Annotated in this window: 9 protein-coding genes and 1 pseudogene; 4 read left to right on the top strand and 6 right to left on the bottom strand. The window is 70.6% G+C overall.

Features of this window, described 5'->3' with window-relative positions; translation table 11 throughout:
* Positions 1-66: 66 nt before the first annotated feature.
* From RNB18_RS29265 to RNB18_RS29250, 4 genes are all read left to right on the top strand, one after another.
* On the top strand, positions 67-3,444 hold the full coding sequence (locus tag RNB18_RS29265) for a pyruvate carboxylase (protein ID WP_311717115.1): 3,378 nt from the start codon (positions 67-69) through the stop codon (positions 3,442-3,444).
* 103 nt (positions 3,445-3,547) lie between these two features.
* A complete protein-coding gene (locus RNB18_RS29260; RefSeq protein WP_311717114.1) occupies positions 3,548-6,262 on the top strand; it encodes an MGH1-like glycoside hydrolase domain-containing protein in 2,715 nt (904 codons plus the stop codon).
* On the top strand, positions 6,259-7,704 hold the full coding sequence (locus RNB18_RS29255) for an alpha-amylase family protein (protein WP_311717113.1): 1,446 nt from the start codon (positions 6,259-6,261) through the stop codon (positions 7,702-7,704). The genes RNB18_RS29260 and RNB18_RS29255 overlap by 4 nt, the downstream gene beginning before the upstream one ends.
* Positions 7,705-7,811: 107 nt before the next feature.
* Entirely contained in the window at positions 7,812-9,287 is a 1,476-nt protein-coding gene (locus tag RNB18_RS29250) for an MFS transporter (protein ID WP_311717112.1), read from the top strand.
* On the opposite strand, the gene RNB18_RS29245 is transcribed toward RNB18_RS29250, so the two are convergent.
* The 6 genes and pseudogenes from RNB18_RS29245 to RNB18_RS29220 form a co-directional block, all read right to left on the bottom strand.
* Complete coding sequence (locus RNB18_RS29245) at positions 9,262-10,032, bottom strand: response regulator transcription factor (RefSeq protein ID WP_311717111.1); 771 nt, start codon at positions 10,030-10,032, stop codon at positions 9,262-9,264. The genes RNB18_RS29250 and RNB18_RS29245 overlap by 26 nt on opposite strands.
* A 208-nt stretch (positions 10,033-10,240) precedes the next feature.
* Positions 10,241-13,144, bottom strand: coding sequence for a glycosyl hydrolase 115 family protein (locus RNB18_RS29240; RefSeq protein WP_311717293.1), 2,904 nt, complete (start codon positions 13,142-13,144; stop codon positions 10,241-10,243).
* Positions 13,145-13,311: 167 nt separating this feature from the next.
* Positions 13,312-13,668, bottom strand: a pseudogene (locus RNB18_RS29235) (C40 family peptidase); the annotation flags it as partial.
* Positions 13,669-15,124: 1,456 nt separating this feature from the next.
* A complete protein-coding gene (locus RNB18_RS29230) occupies positions 15,125-16,180 on the bottom strand; it encodes an NAD-dependent epimerase/dehydratase family protein (RefSeq protein WP_311717110.1) in 1,056 nt (351 codons plus the stop codon).
* Positions 16,181-16,349: 169 nt separating this feature from the next.
* Entirely contained in the window at positions 16,350-17,603 is a 1,254-nt protein-coding gene (locus RNB18_RS29225; RefSeq protein WP_311717109.1) for a glucarate dehydratase family protein, read from the bottom strand.
* A complete protein-coding gene (locus RNB18_RS29220) occupies positions 17,600-18,508 on the bottom strand; it encodes a 5-dehydro-4-deoxyglucarate dehydratase (RefSeq protein WP_311717108.1) in 909 nt (302 codons plus the stop codon). Before RNB18_RS29220 ends, RNB18_RS29225 begins: the two co-directional genes overlap by 4 nt.
* Between the last annotated feature and the right edge of the window lie 9 nt (positions 18,509-18,517).

Below are 18,517 nucleotides of genomic sequence, written 5' to 3'. Positions count from 1 at the left end.
CTCATGGCCACCGACGGGCTTTGCCGAGACCATGGGGGCGTCACCGGCAGGCCGAAGGGAACGGGAATGCTCCGCAAGGTACTGGTCGCCAACCGTGGTGAGATCGCGATTCGCGCGTTTCGCGCGGGCTACGAGGTCGGCGCGAGGACGGTCGCCGTCTTCCCGCACGAGGACCGCAACTCACTGCACCGACTCAAAGCCGACGAGGCCTACGAGATCGGCGAACCGGGCCATCCCGTGAGGGCCTATCTCTCCGTCGACGAGATCATCCGTGCCGCCCGCCTGGCCGGTGCCGACGCCGTCTACCCCGGCTACGGCTTCCTCTCCGAGAACCCCGAGCTCGCGCGCGCGTGCGAGGAAGCGGGCATCACCTTCGTCGGCCCCAGCGCCGACATCCTCGAACTGACCGGCAACAAGGCCCGCGCGGTCGCCGCCGCCCGCGCCGCCGGTGTACCGGTCCTGGGTTCCTCGGCACCCTCCACCGACGTGGACGAGCTCGTCAGGGCGGCCGAGGACGTCGGCTTCCCGGTGTTCGTGAAAGCCGTCGCCGGCGGTGGCGGACGCGGCATGCGCCGGGTCGAGGACCCCGCCCAGCTGCGCGAGTCCATCGAGGCGGCCGCGCGTGAGGCGGCCTCGGCCTTCGGCGACTCGACCGTCTTCCTGGAGAAGGCCGTCGTCGAGCCCCGCCACATCGAGGTGCAGATCCTCGCCGACGGGCACGGCAACGTCATCCACCTCTACGAGCGCGACTGCTCGGTGCAGCGCCGCCACCAGAAGGTCATCGAGCTCGCCCCCGCACCCAACCTCGACCCCGGCCTGCGCGACCGGATCTGCGCCGACGCCGTCCGTTTCGCCCGCGAGATCGGCTACCGCAACGCGGGCACCGTGGAGTTCCTCCTCGACCGCGAGGGCAACCACGTCTTCATCGAGATGAACCCGCGCATCCAGGTCGAGCACACGGTCACCGAGGAGGTCACCGACGTCGACCTCGTCCAGGCCCAGCTGCGCATCGCCGCCGGCGCCACCCTCGCCGACCTCGGACTGTCCCAGGAGACGGTGCAGCTGCACGGCGCGGCCCTCCAGTGCCGTATCACCACCGAGGACCCCGCCAACGGCTTCCGCCCCGACACCGGCCGCATCAGCGCCTACCGCTCGCCCGGCGGCTCCGGCATCCGCCTCGACGGCGGCACCACCCACGCCGGTACCGAGATCAGCGCCCACTTCGACTCGATGCTGGTCAAGCTCTCCTGCCGGGGCCGGGACTTCACCACCGCGGTCAACCGGGCCCGGCGTGCCGTGGCCGAGTTCCGCATCCGGGGCGTGGCCACCAACATCCCGTTCCTGCAGGCCGTCCTCGACGACCCGGACTTCCAGGCGGGCAACGTCACCACGTCGTTCATCGAGCAGCGCCCGCACCTGCTGACCTCCCGGCACTCGGCCGACCGCGGCACCAAGCTGCTCACCTACCTGGCCGACCGGACGGTGAACAAGCCGCACGGCGAGCGGCCCGACGTGATCGATCCGGTCACCAAGCTGCCCCGCGTGGATGCCGGGGCGGAGCCGCCGGCGGGCTCCAAGCAGCGGCTCACCGAGCTGGGCCCCGAGGGCTTCGCCGGCTGGCTGCGCGAGTCGCCGACCATCGGCGTCACCGACACCACCTTCCGCGACGCCCACCAGTCGCTGCTCGCGACCCGCGTGCGCACCAAGGACATGCTCGCCGTCGCCCCGGCCGTCGCCCGCACCCTGCCCGAACTGCTGTCCCTGGAGTGCTGGGGCGGTGCCACCTACGACGTCGCCCTGCGCTTCCTCGCCGAGGACCCCTGGGAGCGGCTGGCCGCCCTGCGCGAGGCCGTCCCCAACATCTGCCTCCAGATGCTGCTGCGCGGCCGCAACACCGTCGGCTACACCCCGTACCCGACCGAGGTGACGGACGCCTTCGTGCAGGAGGCGGCAGCCACCGGCATCGACATCTTCCGCATCTTCGACGCGCTCAACGACGTCAGTCAGATGCGCCCCGCCATCGAGGCGGTACGGGCCACGGGCACGTCGATCGCCGAGGTCGCCCTCTGCTACACCTCGGACCTGTCCGACCCGAACGAACGCCTGTACACCCTCGACTACTACCTGCGCCTCGCCGAGCAGATCGTCGACGCGGGCGCCCACGTCCTGGCCGTCAAGGACATGGCGGGCCTGCTGCGCGCCCCCGCCGCGGCGAAGCTGGTGTCGGCCCTGCGCCGCGAGTTCGACCTCCCGGTGCACATCCACACCCACGACACCGCGGGCGGCCAGCTCGCCACCTACCTGGCCGCGATCCAGGCGGGCGCGGACGCCGTGGACGGTGCCGTGGCCTCCATGGCCGGTACGACCTCGCAGCCCTCCCTGTCGGCGATCGTCGCCGCGACCGACCACTCCGACCGGCCCACCGGCCTCGACCTCAGGGCCGTCGGCGACCTGGAGCCGTACTGGGAGAGCGTCCGCAAGATCTACGCGCCCTTCGAAGCGGGCCTCGCCTCCCCGACCGGGCGGGTCTACGACCACGAGATCCCCGGCGGCCAGCTCTCCAACCTGCGCACCCAGGCCGTCGCGCTCGGCCTCGGCGACCGGTTCGAGGACATCGAGGCGATGTACGCGGCCGCCGACAAGATCCTCGGCCACCTGGTGAAGGTCACCCCGTCCTCCAAGGTGGTCGGCGACCTCGCCCTGCACCTGGTCGGCGCCGGGGTCACCCCGAAGGAGTTCGAGGAGACCCCGGACCGCTTCGACATCCCCGACTCGGTGATCGGCTTCCTGCGCGGCGAGCTCGGCACCCCGCCCGGCGGCTGGCCCGAGCCCTTCCGCACCAAGGCGTTGCAGGGCCGCGCCGACGCCAAGCCCGTCGAGGAGCTGAACGCCGAGGACCGCACAGGCCTGGAGAAGGACCGCCGCTCGACCCTCAACCGGCTCCTGTTCCCCGCCCCGACCCGCGAGTACGAGACACACCGGCAGTCCTACGGCGACACCAGCCTCCTGGACAGCAAGGACTTCTTCTACGGCCTCAGGCCGGGCAAGGAGTACGCCGTCGACCTGGAACCCGGCGTCCGGCTCCTCATCGCGCTGGAGGCGATCGGCGAGGCCGACGAGCGGGGCATGCGCACGGTGATGTCCACGCTCAACGGCCAGCTGCGGCCCATCCAGATCCGCGACCGCGCGGCCTCCTCCGACATCCCGACCACCGAGAAGGCCGACCGCTCCGACCCCGGCCATGTCGCCGCCCCGTTCGCCGGTGTGGTCACGCTGGCGGTCGCCGAGGGCGACGAGGTCGACGCCGGGGCGACCGTGGCCACCATCGAGGCCATGAAGATGGAGGCCGCGATCACCGCGTCGAAGGCGGGTCGCGTGTCCCGGCTCGCCATCAACAAGATCCAGCAGGTGGAGGGTGGCGACCTGCTGGTCGAGATCGCCTGAGCCGGAACGGTGACGCCCGTTTCCGGACGGGTCATTGCCATTGCGGTCACGTCGGACCCGTTCGAGTCTGGACCCATGTGCCGGGCGGCCGGGAGGACGGGCGATGGAGACCGACAGCAGCGCTCCGGACGCCGAACGGCGGCGCCTGGCGGAGGCCGACGCGGGTGCGGTGCCCTGGCGACGCTGGGGCCCGTACCTGAGCGAACGTCAGTGGGGCACCGTCCGCGAGGACTACAGCGACGACGGCGACGCCTGGTCGTACTTCACCCACGACCAGGCCCGCTCCCGCGCCTACCGCTGGGGCGAGGACGGCATCGCCGGTGTCAGCGACGACAAACAGCGGCTGTGCTTCGCGCTCGCCCTGTGGAACGGCCGCGATCCCCTCCTCAAGGAGCGGATGTTCGGCCTGACCAACGCGGAGGGCAATCACGGCGAGGACGTGAAGGAGTACTACTTCCACCTCGACAACACGCCCACCCACTCGTACATGAAGTACCTCTACAAGTACCCGCAGGCCGAGTTCCCCTACGGTGACCTCGTCACCACGAACCAGGCCCGCGGGCGCGAGGACCTCGAGTACGAGCTCCTCGACACCGGTGTCTTCGACGAGGACCGCTACTTCGACGTGTTCGTCGAGTACGCCAAGGCGGGCCCGGAAGACCTCCTGATCGAGATCACCGCCCACAACCGGGGGCCCGGCGAAGCGGTACTGCATGTGCTCCCGACTCTGTGGTTCCGGCACACCTGGTCCTGGGCAGGCGGTGTGGCGGTCCCGAACCTGTCTCTCACGCAGAGCGCGATTCGGGCCGATCATGAGGAGCTCGGCACCCGCCGGCTCTACTTCGACGGCGCCGAGGCCCTCTTCACCGAGAACGAGACCAACAACGAGCGGATCTTCGGCATCCCGAACAGCACGCCGTACGTGAAGGACGGCATCGACCGTTACGTCGTCCACGGCGTGCGAGGAGCCGTCAACCCCGCGCGCACCGGCACCAAGGCCGCCGTCCACCACGAGCTGACGATCCCCGCCAACGGCAGCGCCCGGATCCGCCTGCGCCTGACCGACACCGAACTCGCGGATCCCTGGGGCGAGTTCGAGGCCACCATGGAGGCGCGCCGGACCGAGGCCGACACCTTCTACGCCGGTATCACACCGCCCGCCACCGGAGAGGAAGAAAAGCGCCTCGTCCGCCAGGCCCTCGCCGGAATGCTCTGGAGCAAGCAGTACTACTACCTCGACGTGGAGCGCTGGCTCGCCGAACACGGCGTCGACCCGCTCTCCGCCGACCCGCGCATCCGCAACAGCGCCTGGTACCACATGGTCAACGACGAGATCATGTCGATGCCGGACACCTGGGAGTACCCGTGGTTCGCGGCCTGGGACCTCGCCTTCCACACCCTGGCCCTCTCCATGGTCGACATCGGCTTCGCCAAGGGCCAGTTGGAGCTGCTGCTGCGCCGCCTCTATCTGCACCCCAACGGCCAGATCCCGGCCTACGAATGGAACTTCGGGGACGTCAACCCGCCCGTGCACGCCTGGGCCGTCCTCTTCGTCTACGAACTGGAGAAGCACCGCACGGGCCACGGTGACCGCGCCTTCCTGGAGAACGCCTTCCTGAAGCTGATGAAGAACTTCACCTGGTGGCTCAACCGCAAGGACGCCGACGGCAACAACGTCTTCCAGGGCGGCTTCCTCGGTCTCGACAATATCGGCGTCTTCGACCGCAGCGCACCCCTGCCCACCGGCGGTCAGCTCGACCAGGCCGACGGCACCGCCTGGATGGCGCTGTACTGCCAGAACCTCCTCGACATCGCCATCGAACTCGCCGTCGACAACCCGGTCTACGTCGAGCAGGCACAGATGCTCTTCGAGCACTTCGCCTGGATCGCCGTCGCCATGAACCGCATCGGCAAGGACAACGCCAGCCTGTGGGACGAGGAGGACGGCTTCTTCTACGACGTCCTCCGGCTGCCCGACGGCACCGCGACCCGGTTGAAGGTGAGGTCCCTGGTCGGCCTGATACCGCTTGCGGCGACGAGCGTCATCGGCGGCCGTGCGAACCGCGCCTTCCCCGAACTCGTCGAAGGAGCAAGGAACTTCGTCAGGCGGCATCCGGCCGTGGAGGCCTTCGTCTCGCAGCACGCGAAGGCGGGCCCCACCACCGACGGCCGCTACCTCTTCGCGCTGTTCGGCGAGGACCGGCTGCGCCGCATCCTGGCCAGGATGCTCGACGAGGACGAGTTCCTCGGCCCGCACGGCATCCGGTCCCTGTCCCGGTACCACGCGAAGCACCCGTACACCTTCGACGTGCACGGCCGGACGTTCGGTGTCGGCTATCTGCCGGCCGAGTCCGACTCGGGCATGTTCGGCGGGAACTCCAACTGGCGCGGCCCGGTGTGGTTCCCGATGAACATCCTGCTGATCCGAGCCCTGCTGAACCTGCACGGCTACCACGGCCCCGACTTCACCGTGGAGTGCCCGACCGGCTCCGGGCGGCAGCTCAACCTGTACGAGGTGGCCCGCGAGATCTCCGACCGGCTCACCGCGACCTTCCTGCCCGACACCGACGGCCGGCGCCCGGTGCACGGCGCCCAGACCGTGTTCGCCAAGGACCCGCACTGGAAGAACCTGATCCTCTTCTACGAGTACTTCCACGGCGACAACGGCGCCGGTCTCGGGGCCTCCCACCAGACCGGCTGGACGGGCCTGGTGGCGGCCACCGCGACCCTGTTCCACTCGATCAGCGAGGAGGACTGGCACCGGGGCGGGCGGGAGTCGCTCCGGCCGCCGGGCGACCGGGAGGAGCCCCTGTCATGACGGTGATCTACGAGATCAACACCCTCGTCTGGCTTACCGAGTTGAGCGGCCGCTACGGCCGTCTCGTCACCCTCGGCGACGTGCCCGGCGAGGTCTGGGACTCCGTCGCGCTGCCCGGGGTCGACACCGTCTGGCTGATGGGCGTATGGGAGCGCAGTCCGGCCGGACTGGAGATCGCCCTGCGTGACGAGGGGCTCAGGGCCTCCTTCCGCGAGGCACTGCCCGACGTCACCGACGCGGACATCGCCGGATCGCCGTACTGCGTACGCGACTACGTCGTCGACGCCTCCCTCGGAGGACCCGAAGGGCTGGCCGCCGCCCGCACCCAACTCGCCGCACGGGGACTGCGGTTGATCCTCGACTACGTCCCCAACCACGTGGCTCCCGACCACCCCTGGCTCACGTCGGGCCCCGACCGTCTCGTACGGGGCACCGCCGACGACCTGGCCCGCGCCCCGGCCGACTTCATCGAGGCCGGGGGAGAGGTCTACGCCCGCGGCCGTGACCCCTACTTCCCGCCCTGGCCGGACGTGGTCCAGCTGAACGCCTTCAGCGACGCGCTGCGCAAGGCGACGGTGGACACCCTCGTGTCCATCGGCGACCAGGCCGACGGCGTGCGGTGCGACATGGCCATGCTGCTGATGAACGACATCTTCGGGAAGACCTGGGGAGACCGCGCGGGCACGGCCCCCGCCGAGGACTTCTGGCCGTACGTCATCCCGCGCGTGCGGGCCCGCCACCCCGATCTCCTCTTCGTCGCCGAGGCCTATTGGGACCTCGAAGGGGCCCTCCAGCAGCAGGGCTTCGACCACTGCTACGACAAACGGCTCTACGACCGGCTGCTGCACGAGAGCGCCGACTCCGTCCGCGCCCATCTGGGCGCCGACCTCGCCCACCAGCGCGGTCTCGTCCGCTTCCTGGAGAACCACGACGAGCCCCGGGCCGCCGCCACGCTGCCCGGCGACCGGGGCCGGGCGGCGGCCGTGGCCGTGGCGACCCTGCCGGGCGCGACCCTCTGGCACGAGGGCCAGTTCGAGGGCCGCCGGGTGCGGCCGCCCGTGTTCCTGAGGCGCAGGCCGCAGGAGCCGGTGGACGAGCCCCTGCGGGCCTTCTACGGCCGACTGCTGCCCGCCGCTGCCGCCGTACGCAGGGGAGACTGGCGGCCGCTGACACCGACGGTCTGGCCGGACAACGACACGCACCGCGACCTGCTGGCCTGGACCTGGACGCACGCCGACGCCCGCCACCTGGTCGTCGTGAACGACTCCGAACGCCCGGCCCAGGCGAGGTTGCCGCTGCCGTGGGACGACCTGCGGGGCCGCGTGTGCCGTGCGACCGACCTGCTCACCGGGGCGTTGTACGACCGTGACGGAGGCGAACTGTCCGACTGCGGTCTGTTCGTGTCCCTGGAGGGCTGGGGGTGCCACGTCCTCGAGTGGTGACGGCCAGGACGGGGGCGTACCGTCGAACGGAGACCATGAGCAGCGACCCGCAGGCGAGTTCTGCACCACGGACAACCCCACCGGACTCCGGCGGCGGCGGAAACGTCATGGCTTTGCTCGTCATCGCGTCCTGCCAGCTCATGGTGGTGCTCGACATCACCATCGTGAACATCGCGCTCCCGGACATCCAGCGCTCCCTCGACTTCTCGACCACCAGCCTGGCCTGGGTGGTCAACGCGTACACCCTCACCTTCGGCGGGCTGCTGCTGCTCGGCGGCAGGACAGGCGACATCCTCGGCAGACGCCGCGTGTTCGTCTTCGGAGTACTGCTGTTCGTGCTCGCCTCGCTCCTCGGTGGGCTCGCCCAGAACGAGGCCCAACTCCTCGCCGCACGCGCCCTCCAGGGCGTCGGCGGCGCCATCGCGTCCCCGACCGCCCTCTCCCTGGTCAGTACGACCTTCCGCGAAGGACCCGAGCGCAACCGGGCGTTCGGCGTCTTCGCCGCGGTCTCGGCGGGCGGCGGCGCGATCGGGCTGCTGGCCGGCGGGGTGCTCGTCGAGTGGCTGAACTGGCGGTGGGTGCTGTTCGTCAACGTCCCGATCGGGCTGCTCATCGCGCTCGCCACGCCCCGCTGGATCCGTGAGTCGGAGCGGCATCCCGGCAACTTCGACATCGCCGGTGCGCTGACCGCCACCGCGGGCATGGTGCTGCTGGTGTACGGCTTCATCCGGGCTGCCCAGGAAGGCTGGCGGGACGCGCTCACGCTGGCCTCGTTCGCCGGGGCGGTCGTCCTCCTCGTGGTGTTCGTGCTGATCGAGAAGCGTTCCCGGCAGCCGATCACCCCACTGCACATGTTCGCCGACCGCAACCGCGCGGGCACCTACGGCATCATGCTGTGCCTCGCGGCCGCGATCTTCGGCATGTTCTTCTTCCTGACCCTCTTCACACAGAACGTCCTGGACTTCAGCCCGCTGGCGACCGGGTTCGCGTTCCTGCCGGTCAGTGCGGTCATCGCGATCGGCGCCGGTCTCGCCTCGCGGTTCCTGCCCGTCTACGGGCCCAAGCCCTTCATGGTCGGTGGCGCGATCCTCGCGGCGGCCGGGCTGGCCTGGCTGACCCTGACCGACATCCACTCCACCTACGCGGGCAGTGTCCTCGGGCCGATGCTCGTCTTCAGCCTCGGCATGGGCATGGAGTTCGTGTCGCTGACCCTGATGGCGCTCTCCAACGTGCCCACCGAGGAGACCGGCGCGGCCTCCGGGCTCCTCAACGCCACCCAGCAGGTGGGCGGTTCGCTCGGGCTGTCCATCCTGGTCACGATGTTCGGCACGGCCAGCACCAACGAGGCGGAGAAGCAGGTCCCGCGCTTCCTCGCCCAGGCCACCCCTGCCGAGCGCCGTCTGTTCCAACGCACCGGTGAACTCCCGGGCACCTGGGGCGACGAGGTCCTCACCGCCGGTGTCTCTGCCGCCTTCGTGATGGCCGCCATCTTCACGGTGGTCGCCGCGCTCATCGCCGTCGTGGTCATCCAGGTCCGCCCCTCCGACCTGGAACGCCTCAAGGGCGGTCCGCCGGTGCCCTAGGGACGAGCCCGAGCCGCTGGGCGTGCAGCACCGTACTGACGCGGTCGTGCGTGCCGAGCTTGCGGTAGATGTTCGCGATGTGCTTGTGGACCGTACGCTCGGATATCCCGAGTCTGCGGCCGATCGACACGGCGGTCAGGGCGTCGCCGAGCAGGAGCAGCACAGTCGTCTCCCGGGGCGTGAGCGCCACGTCGGCAGCCTCCTCGGAAGGGGCGTCGAGCCGTCGCAGGAGCTGCCGCTGCTGCTCGACGGCGGCCAGCAGGGGTTGCAACTGCTCGGCCAGGCGCAGTTCGTCGTCGGTGAAGTCCCGCCCGGAGCGGTACACCATGCACCCGGTGACCGGGGTGGTCGACTGCGGCAGCGGAATGCCCAGCACATGGTCGACGTCCAGGAGGCCGTCGAGGAGCTGCGCGGTCGCGCTTCCCGACCAGGAACGTCCGGCCACCCGACGGGCCGTGACCGGCGCCCGGTCGGGTCTGCCCGCGTAGTGCCGGGCCAACGGGAATCCCGAGCGCAGCAGCGCGGTCTCCTCGTCCCCGAGCGCGACGAACTCCGCGGTGGCATCGGGGGACAGACCGAGTGTGCCCTCGCTCTCGTTCCAGTTGTCCAGCTTGTAGATCAGGGCGTCCCCACCGCACAGGACCGGCAGTTCGGCCGCCAGCAGGGGCCACAGTCGCTCAGGGTCGCGTTCGTGGAGCGCGGCCACGGCGACCGCCAGCACCCGCTCATACGCAGTTGTACCCATACCGGCGTAGTACCTCGCTGACCCACACTTCATCCGAGCAACATCGACGTTCTCGGATGTACTCCAGCACATTGAAGCTCCGGCGGGCCGCAGTGGGGGGAGGGCGGCCCGTCGGATACGTCTGTCTCCCCGCGGGGACGGCAGCGCCGGCCGCGACGCGTGCGGGCCGCCGGCACGGGGGACCGGCGGCCCGCACGAAGCCCTCGGTCTACTGCTCCGGCGCCTCCAGACCCGGGCCCGGCGCAGGCTCCGGGTTGAACACCGGGTGGTAGCTCTCGGGCGGCGCGAGGTAGGTGGCGGGCAGGCCGCCCGTGTCGATCACGATCTGGTCCACCGCGATCGCCGGATCGACCATGAAGATCCTCAGCACATGCTCCCCGGCCTCGGCGACCGTCACGGTGGCGGTCAGCCGCTCGACGCCGTCCTCCACCTGGCGGGCCCAGGCGTCCCCCCGGTTCCCTGTGGCGACGGCCTGCCCGGACAGGACGGTCACCGGCTGGTCGTCGAGTCCGACGGCCACCCGCCGCTGCCCGCGCTCGTCCAGCGAGGGCAGCCTGAAGACGGTGACGGGGAAGGTGCCGGTGCTGCCGAACCGCACCCGGTATCGCAACTCCGGTGCACGTAAGGCGAAGTCACCGGTGATCGGAGCCGCCGTGGAAGGAACGGCCTCGACGGCTCCCGTACGACGTCCGAGGCCCCGCACGGTCCGCCAGCGGCAGCCGCCTCGGCCCACCCGCCGGTCGGCGTGCGCCGCGTCGATCGACACGTATCCGTGGGCCTCGACGAAGCCACGGGCCCGTCGGCGGCCGTTGACCACCCGCAGCGGCACGTCGAAGCGCTGCGCCGGGCCGGTGAAGGTGACGGTGGCCTCCTGCGCACCCTCGGGCGCACGCTCCCAGTCGATCTCCACCCACACCCGCCGCTGCTCGGTGAGCGAGCCACCGGCCGTGCTCAGCTTCACCCACGGGTGACTTGCCTCGGCCGCCCAGTCCAGGGGCAGGAACCCGGTGTTGAAGACGTCGACGAAGCGCCGGTCGCGGGTGTACGAGGAGAACGACAGCGGCCGGCCGGCCCCGGTCTCGTTCCCCTCGGCAGCCACCCCGAGCCCGCTGGTCTCCTGCCGGGTCACCCTGGTGACGGTCGGGCGCCCCGGCGCCTTCGGGATCTGCGACGGGTACGGATTGACGAACCCGTCCCATTTCCCGCCCGCCACCTCGGTGTTGTACCGGCTGGTGAGAGCGGCCTCCGCCGTGTGCGCGGCGAGCGCGAGGTCCGCGAAGCGGTTCGTGCCGGCCCCACGGCCCTGCCGGGCGGCGAGCGCGTTGCGGTCCGCCCAGTAGTACTTGAGATTCATCAAGTACGCGCCGTGCACCGGATATTCGACCAGTTCGTAGAAGGCGTCCCGATAGGCGTCGGGCAGGTCGGCGCCCACCGCCCGGACCCGCGCGAGGAGCCGGTCGTACGCCGCCATCCGGCGCCCGGCCTCGTCGCCGTGGTGGACGACGGAGACAAGGCCCGCGGCGATGAACTCGGGGCGCAGCTCCCCGGCGAGCCGGTAGTACTCGGTGCGGATCGCGGCGATCTCCCTGGCGTGGCGTCGCCCGAACTGCCTCCCGGCCCACTCCGCCAGGAATCCCTCGACCTCGTCGGCCTCCCAGCGGTCCACGTCCCAGGCCATGTCCATCGCGAAGGACAGGCCGGTCTCGATCGACTTGACGTCACCGACGTTGAAGATCCACATGCGGTCGGTGCCGTGCTCGTAGACCCGCCGCAACTCCTGCCAGACCTTGGCCACTTGGGTCGTGTCCAGCCACAGGTAGCTCTTCGGGCGGCCCCAGTAGGAGAGGTGGTAGTAGATACCGTTTCCGCCCGACCGCGCCCGCTCCGCCTCGTTCGGCAGCTGGCGCATGTTGCCGTGGTTGTCGTCCGGCCAGATCAGCGTGACGTCGTCGGGGACCTGGACACCCGCGTTGTACAGGTCCAGGACCTCCTTGTACGGGATGAAGATCTGCGGCTCGGCAGCGGAGCCGACCTCTTCGGCGAGGATCCGGCGCTGGTCGGCGATGATGTCGTTCATCACCACGACCTTCTCCGGGATCGTGGTGGCGTACTTCGTCTCCAGCGCGCTGTCGTGCAGGCCGCGCATGCCGAGCGTCCAGCTGCTCTCGTACGCGGCGTTCTGTCTCGCCCGCGCCCTCCAGTAGTCGGAGATGACAGCGGGATTGACCGTGTAGTCGTAGACCGGCGCACTTCCGTCGGCGTTCGGGTGTTCGGCGATCCACGGCTCCCACTCGTGGACTCCGTTGCGCAGCAGGGCCTCGGGATGGCTGGAGCCGACCACGATGCCGTAGCGGTCGGCGAGTTCGGGGTTCTCCCGGTACTTGTTGAAGAAGTCGGAGTACGGATGCATCGCAGGCCACAGGTAGTTGGCCTTCAGGCGCAGCAGCAGCTCGAAGACGCGCTTGTACGTCTCGGGGCCGATGTTCTTGTCGGTCTCCTGCGTGCGGTGGGACCAAGTGGTCAGGTTCTGCTCGTCGTTGATGAAGACGCCCCGGTAGCGGACCGACGGCTCCCGGCGCTCGAAGCGGCCCGCGGGGACCGTCACGGTGTCCCGGCGCTCGACGGGGACGTCCGCCCACCAGTACCAGGGGGAGACGCCGATGCGTTCGGAGGTGTCGTAGATCCCGTAAACCGTGCCGCGCCGGTCGCTGCCCGCGATCACCAGGGCGCGGTCCACGCCGGGCAGCGGACGCTCGATCACCTGCGTCACGGACGCCTCCCAGCGGCCCTTCACCCGGGAGACGTCCAGGCGGCCCTGCGAGACGAGGCGGTCTATGGCGGGGCTCGCGCCGAGGGTGCCCACCAGGACGAGCAGGGGGGCGCTCCGCGGCAGCGTGCGGAGCAGGTCGGGTCTCGCCCCGGAGACCCGTTCGACGTCCGACTGGAGGTCGCCCGCGGCGCGGACGACGGCGGGGTCGTCCGCCGCGTCCACGAAGATGCCGACGGCCGTGCCGCCCGCCGCCAGCGGGAAGGCGGGGCGGTCCGAGGGAGCGGCGTGAGCGCTGGTCGGGATCAGGCCGGGGAGGAAGGGGGCCGCGCCGACGGCGGCCATTCCCCGGAGGAAGGACTTGCGGGTCCATTGCTGGTGCGGCACGAGACGCTCCCCCTGGTTGGCATGGTCAGGCCAGAAAGCGCTTTCTCCGGAACCCTAGGCGAGGTGTTCGCGGGGCGTCCAGAGGTGTGCGTGAAGGGAGTGCCGTGATGTGCTCTCGTGACGTGTCAGACGGGCCGTATCGCGCCGCGGATGATCGACTCGCCGGTCGGGTAGATCGACTCCTCGCGGATGGACGCACCCGGGCCCGGTGCGTGGATCATCATGCCGTTGCCGGTGCACAGGCCCACGTGGCTGAAGTCGTCGTGGAAGAAGACGAGGTCGCCGGGTTGCATGGCGTACAGGGACACCGCCGTGCCGGTGCTCGCCTGGCCGAGGGCGGTGCGGGGGAGGGAGACGCCGGCGACCTTCCAGGCGGCCTGGGTGAGGCCGGAGTTGTCGTACGATCCCGGGCCCGCGGCGCCCCAGACACAGGGCTTGCCGATCTGGGAGCGGGCGAAGGCGAGCACCTGGATGACCTTCGAGTCGTAACCGGGGTCGACGGTGGGGAGATCGGCGCTCGGTGCCGCGGCCGGCTGGGGTGCCTGCCAGTCCGGCTCGGGGGCGCGGGGGGCCGGGATGGCCGGGACGTTGCTCTGGAGGGTGTCGGCCGGCGGGGGCGCGATCGCCGCGAGGGGGGCGGTGAGGGGTGTGGAGTACTCGGGGTATGCCGTGGTGGGTTGCGCGGAGTACTCGGCGAAGCCTGTGGCCGTTTGTGCGGTGTACTCGGCGAAGCCTGTAGTGGTCTGTCCGCTGTACTCGGGGAACCCGGTGCTGGCTTGTGCGGCGTATTCAGGTATCCCGGTGCTGAGTTGGCCGCTGTAGTCCGGGAATCCCGCGGTGGTGTGTGCGGTGTACTCGGGCAGGCCCGTGCCGAGTTGCCCGGTGTGGTCGGGGATCCCCGTGCTGACCTGCGGGTTGTACTCGGGGTATCCCGCGCTGACCTGCGGGGTGTACTCCGGGAAGCCGGTGGCGAACTGTCCGGTGTACTCGGGGACTCCGGCGGTGAGCTGCGGGGTGTGGTCGGGGATCGCGGTGGCGGGTTGCGGGGTGTACTCCGGGAAGCCGATGGTGGGCTGGGCGGGGTGCTCGGGGGCCCCGGTCGCAGGCTGGGCGGTGTAGTCGGGGACCCCCGTGACGAGTTGCGGAGTGTACTCAGGGACCCCGGTGACGAGTTGGGCGCTGCCCAAGGCGGGCATTTCGCCGGTGCCGGTCAGGTTCTGCGAGGCCGGTTCCGGTGCCCACGAAGGTGACTGGGCCGGCGCGGCGGTGAGCGCGGCCGGTGTCGTCTCCGGTGCGCTCGGCAGGGCGCGCATGGGCGCGGCGGTCAGTTCCGGCATGGAGCGTTCGGCCGGCTTCGGTTCGCGTGCCGAGGGAGCGTCCGACGGGCGCTGGCGACGTGTCTCGGCAGGGCGGGCGGCAACGCGGTCGGCGGGCAGGGTCGCCTCGAGTATCGGGCCCGTCTTCGCGCGGGCCATGCCGTACCACTGCTTGGCGATGTCGTCGAGGGCGGGGTCGCCGCCGGTACCGCGCCCGCCGCCGGTCGCCGGAGCGGTACGGCCGCGGGTGCTCGACGCCCTTCCGGCCGCGCGCGTGGCGTTGTAGGTACCGGAGTCGTCCTCGGCCCGGTCGTAGAGATTGGTGACCCGTCGGCTCACCTCGTCGGGGCTCGGCCCCTCGTCCGCGGCGGCGTTCCCGGTCTGCGAGAGGAGGGCCGCGGAGGCGATGGCGGCCGTCGCGAGTGCGGAGTTGCGCTTGGCCGGGAGGCTGAACCCTCCATTGCGCGAAGTTCGATCCGGCGCCATGAAAGACGTGCCCCTTCCGTCGTGCTGCTCGCCGTCAACTTAGCCAACTTGTGAGGCTCCCGTGAAGGTTGAAGTGTGAAAAGTGTGAGATGTAACTGTGACCTTCGTCGCGTGGAGCCGGTACTGTCGGTGCGGATCAGCGTTTTCCCTGGTGAGCGAGCCACGCCTCGTAGTGATCGAGGACTGTCTCCTCGACCGGGCGGTAGACGAGGCCCAGTTCGTTCACGCTGCGGCTGTTGTCCACCTCGAACCGGATGCCGAGGTGTTTGCGGATGTAGTCCTGGGTCAGTCCGAAGGCCGGGCCGAGTATGCGCACAGGCCAGTGAGGGAGCGCGGTGCGCGGGATGCGCAGGCCGCGGGGATGGCGGGTGCGGATGATGCGGGACATCTCGTGGAACGACGTCATCGTCGGCGCGGCCAGGATGTAGCGGCCCTTCGCGTCGGGCTTCTCCGCCGCGGCGATGTGCGCGTCGGCCACGTCACGGACGTCGACCGTGGTGAAGCTGAAGTCCGGGGCGCCGTAGAAGAAGTAGCCCTTGAAGAGTTCCTCCAGGAGGAAGAGGCTGCCGGACTCGGAGGCGGGCGCGAGCGAAGGGCCCAGGATCAGGCCGGGGTTGACGGACACCATGCGCCAGCGGTCCTGTGCGGCCTCCGCGTCCCAGGCCGCGCGCTCGGCGACGGTCTTGGCGTAGTGGTACGGGTTGTTCTCCACCGTGCTGCTGGTGTTGAAGTACTTCTCCGACAGGATCTGCCCGTCCATGTCCCGCACGTCGGAGTAGTCGCCGAAGATCGCGCCGACCGTGGAGGTGAAGACCAGCCGCTCGACCGTCGGGGTCCGCTCGATGCCGGCCAGGACATTGCGGGTGCCGGTCAGGGCCGGGTCGACCATGTCCTTCCGGCCGTCCTTGATCTTCTCCGGCATGAAGAACGGCGAGGCGACATGGAAGACGACGCGGCAGCCCGCCATCGCGACGTCGAAGGAGCCCTCATTGAGGAGGTCGGCCTCGAACAGCGTGAGCCGGCCCGGGAACTCCGCCTCCATCTGCCGCAGCGGCCGCACCTTCGCCGCGTTCGCGAGACTGCGCACGGTGGCGTGCACCTCGTGATCCCGCTCCAGCAGCCGCCGTACCAGATGGCTGCCGACGAAACCGCTGCCGCCGGTCACCAGGACGCTGCCCGACTCCGCACCCATGCGTCGCTCCTCCACCCGGGGAGTGACATTGAAGCACCGGCGGATCTTCAGCGGGAGGTGATCGGACTCGGAGCGTCGCCCCTGGGCTCGGCTCCCCCTCGGCCCCCAGGACCAGCGGCAAAGACAGGGCGCCCGGGTTCGCCGGGCGCCCTGTCTCATGGGGGTCCTGTCACCAACGGGGGAGCCTGAGTTCGTAGTCGGGCTGGAACCGCCGCATGTATCCGGTGTCGTCGCGGCTGCGTACCCCGGAGTCGAGGTAGAGGCGGTGCAGCCGGTCCAGGGCTTCGTGGTCGAGCTCCACACCGAGGCCGGGGCCGGTCGGCACCTTGACCTCGCCGTCGCGGAACTCCAGGACACCGGGGAGGACGACGTCGTCCGCCGAGTTCCACGGGTAGTGCGTGTCGCAGGAGTGGTCGAGGTTCGGGATCGCCGCCGCCACATGGGTCATGGCGGCCAGGCTGATGCCCAGGTGCGAGTTGGAGTGCATGGACAGGGCGAGCCCGAACGCCTCGCAGACCGCGGCCAGTTCACGGGTTCGGCGCAGACCGCCCCAGTAGTGGTGGTCCGTCAGCAGCACCTGGATCGCGTTCTGTTCGATCGCGGGCCTCAGGTGCTCCCAGGCGATCACGCACATGTTGGTGCCCAGCGGCATCGGCGCGTCCTTCGCCACCGCCGCCATGCCCTCGATGCCCTTGGTCGGGTCCTCCAGGTACTCCAGGACACCGTCGAGTTCACGGGCCACGTACCTGGACGTCTCCACCGTCCAGGCCGTGTTGGGGTCGAGCCGCAGCGGCTGCCCGGGGAAGGCCTCCGCGAGCGCCTTGATCGCGGCGATCTCCTCGTCGGGCGGGAAGACACCGCCTTTCAGCTTGAACGACCTGAACCCGTACCGCTCCTGCATCAGCCGGGCCTGCTCCACGATGCCGGCCGGGTCCAGGGCCGCGCCCCAGTCGTCGCCGACGGCGGCGCGGCCGTCGAGGGCCGGGTGCTCGGCCCACTTGTAGAAGAGATACGCGGCGAACGGCACCGAGTCCCGGACCGTTCCGCCGAGCAGGTCGCTGACCGGGCGGCCGAGCAGCTTGCCCTGGGCGTCGAGACAGGCCACCTCCACCGCCGAGGTGGTCCAGCCGCGCTCGTGGGAGCTGGGCACGGTCGGGAGCAGGGCGGCATCGATCGCGGCGCCGACGGCGGTCGTGTCGAACACGTCCATGCCTGCGACGACCTTCGCGGCGGCCTCAAGTCGCTCCAGGCGGGCCACCCCGCCGGGGGACTCGCCGAGGCCCACCGTGCCGTCCTCCAGGACGAGTTGGAGGATGATGCGCAGGGCGAGGGGTTCGTGGACGCCGTTGGAGTTGAGCAGCGGCGGGTCGCGGAAGGCGATCGGGGTGACGATCAGCTCCTTGATCCGAGTCGGGTCGCTCATGTGCCGACCACCTCCAGGCCGTGGTCGATGAGCTTGGACAGGCGCGCGATGTGCTCCGGGGCCGGATCGACCAGGGGCGCCCGTACCCCACCGACGTCCAGTCCACGCAGGGCCACGCCCGCCTTGACGAGCGCCACGGCATACCCCGGCACCTCGTCGCGGAGCTGGACGAGGGGGCCGTAGAACTCGTCGAGGAGGGTGTCGAGAAGCGGTCGGTCGCCCGCGGCGAGGGCCCGATGGAAGGCGAGGGCGATCTCGGGCGCGAAGGCGAACACGGCGGAGGAGTACAGCGGGACGCCGATGCCCTGATAGGCGGGCGCGGTCATCTCCGCCGTCGGGAGGCCGTTGAAGAACTGGAAGTCCTCCGTGCCCGGCACGGCACGTACCGCGCGCACGATGCGGTGCATCCGCTCGATGTCGCCGAGGCCGTCCTTGAGGCCGACGACCCTGGGCAGTGCGGCGATCTCGGCGGCCGTCGCCTCGGTGAGGCGGGCGGTGCCGCGCTGGTAGAAGATCACCGGGAGCTCGCTCGCGGCCGTGACCTCCTCGACGTAGCGCACCAGACCCTGCTGCGGGGCCGTCACGAGGTACGGCGGGAGCAGCAGGATGCCGTCGGCGCCGGCCCGCGCCACGCGGGCGGCCTGGTCGCGGGCGACCGGGGTGGGGCCGCCGGCCGCGGCCAGGACGGGCACCCGGCCCGCGGTCGTCTCGACCGCGACCCGGGTGGCCCGCTCGATCTCGTCGGGCGTCAGCGCGTGGAACTCACCGGTGCCGCAGGCGACGAACACGCCGCCCGCACCGGCCGCGACGCCGCTGTCGATGTGCTGGGCGAGCCGTTCCTCGTCCAGCGAGCCGTCCGCGGCGAACGGCGTCACCGGGAAGAACAGCACTCCTTGGAACTTCATGTCTCCCTC

It is taken from the genome of Streptomyces doebereineriae (assembly GCF_031845645.1).
Classification (GTDB): domain Bacteria; phylum Actinomycetota; class Actinomycetes; order Streptomycetales; family Streptomycetaceae; genus Streptomyces; species Streptomyces canus.
This window is presented reverse-complemented; position numbering and strand designations above follow the sequence as displayed.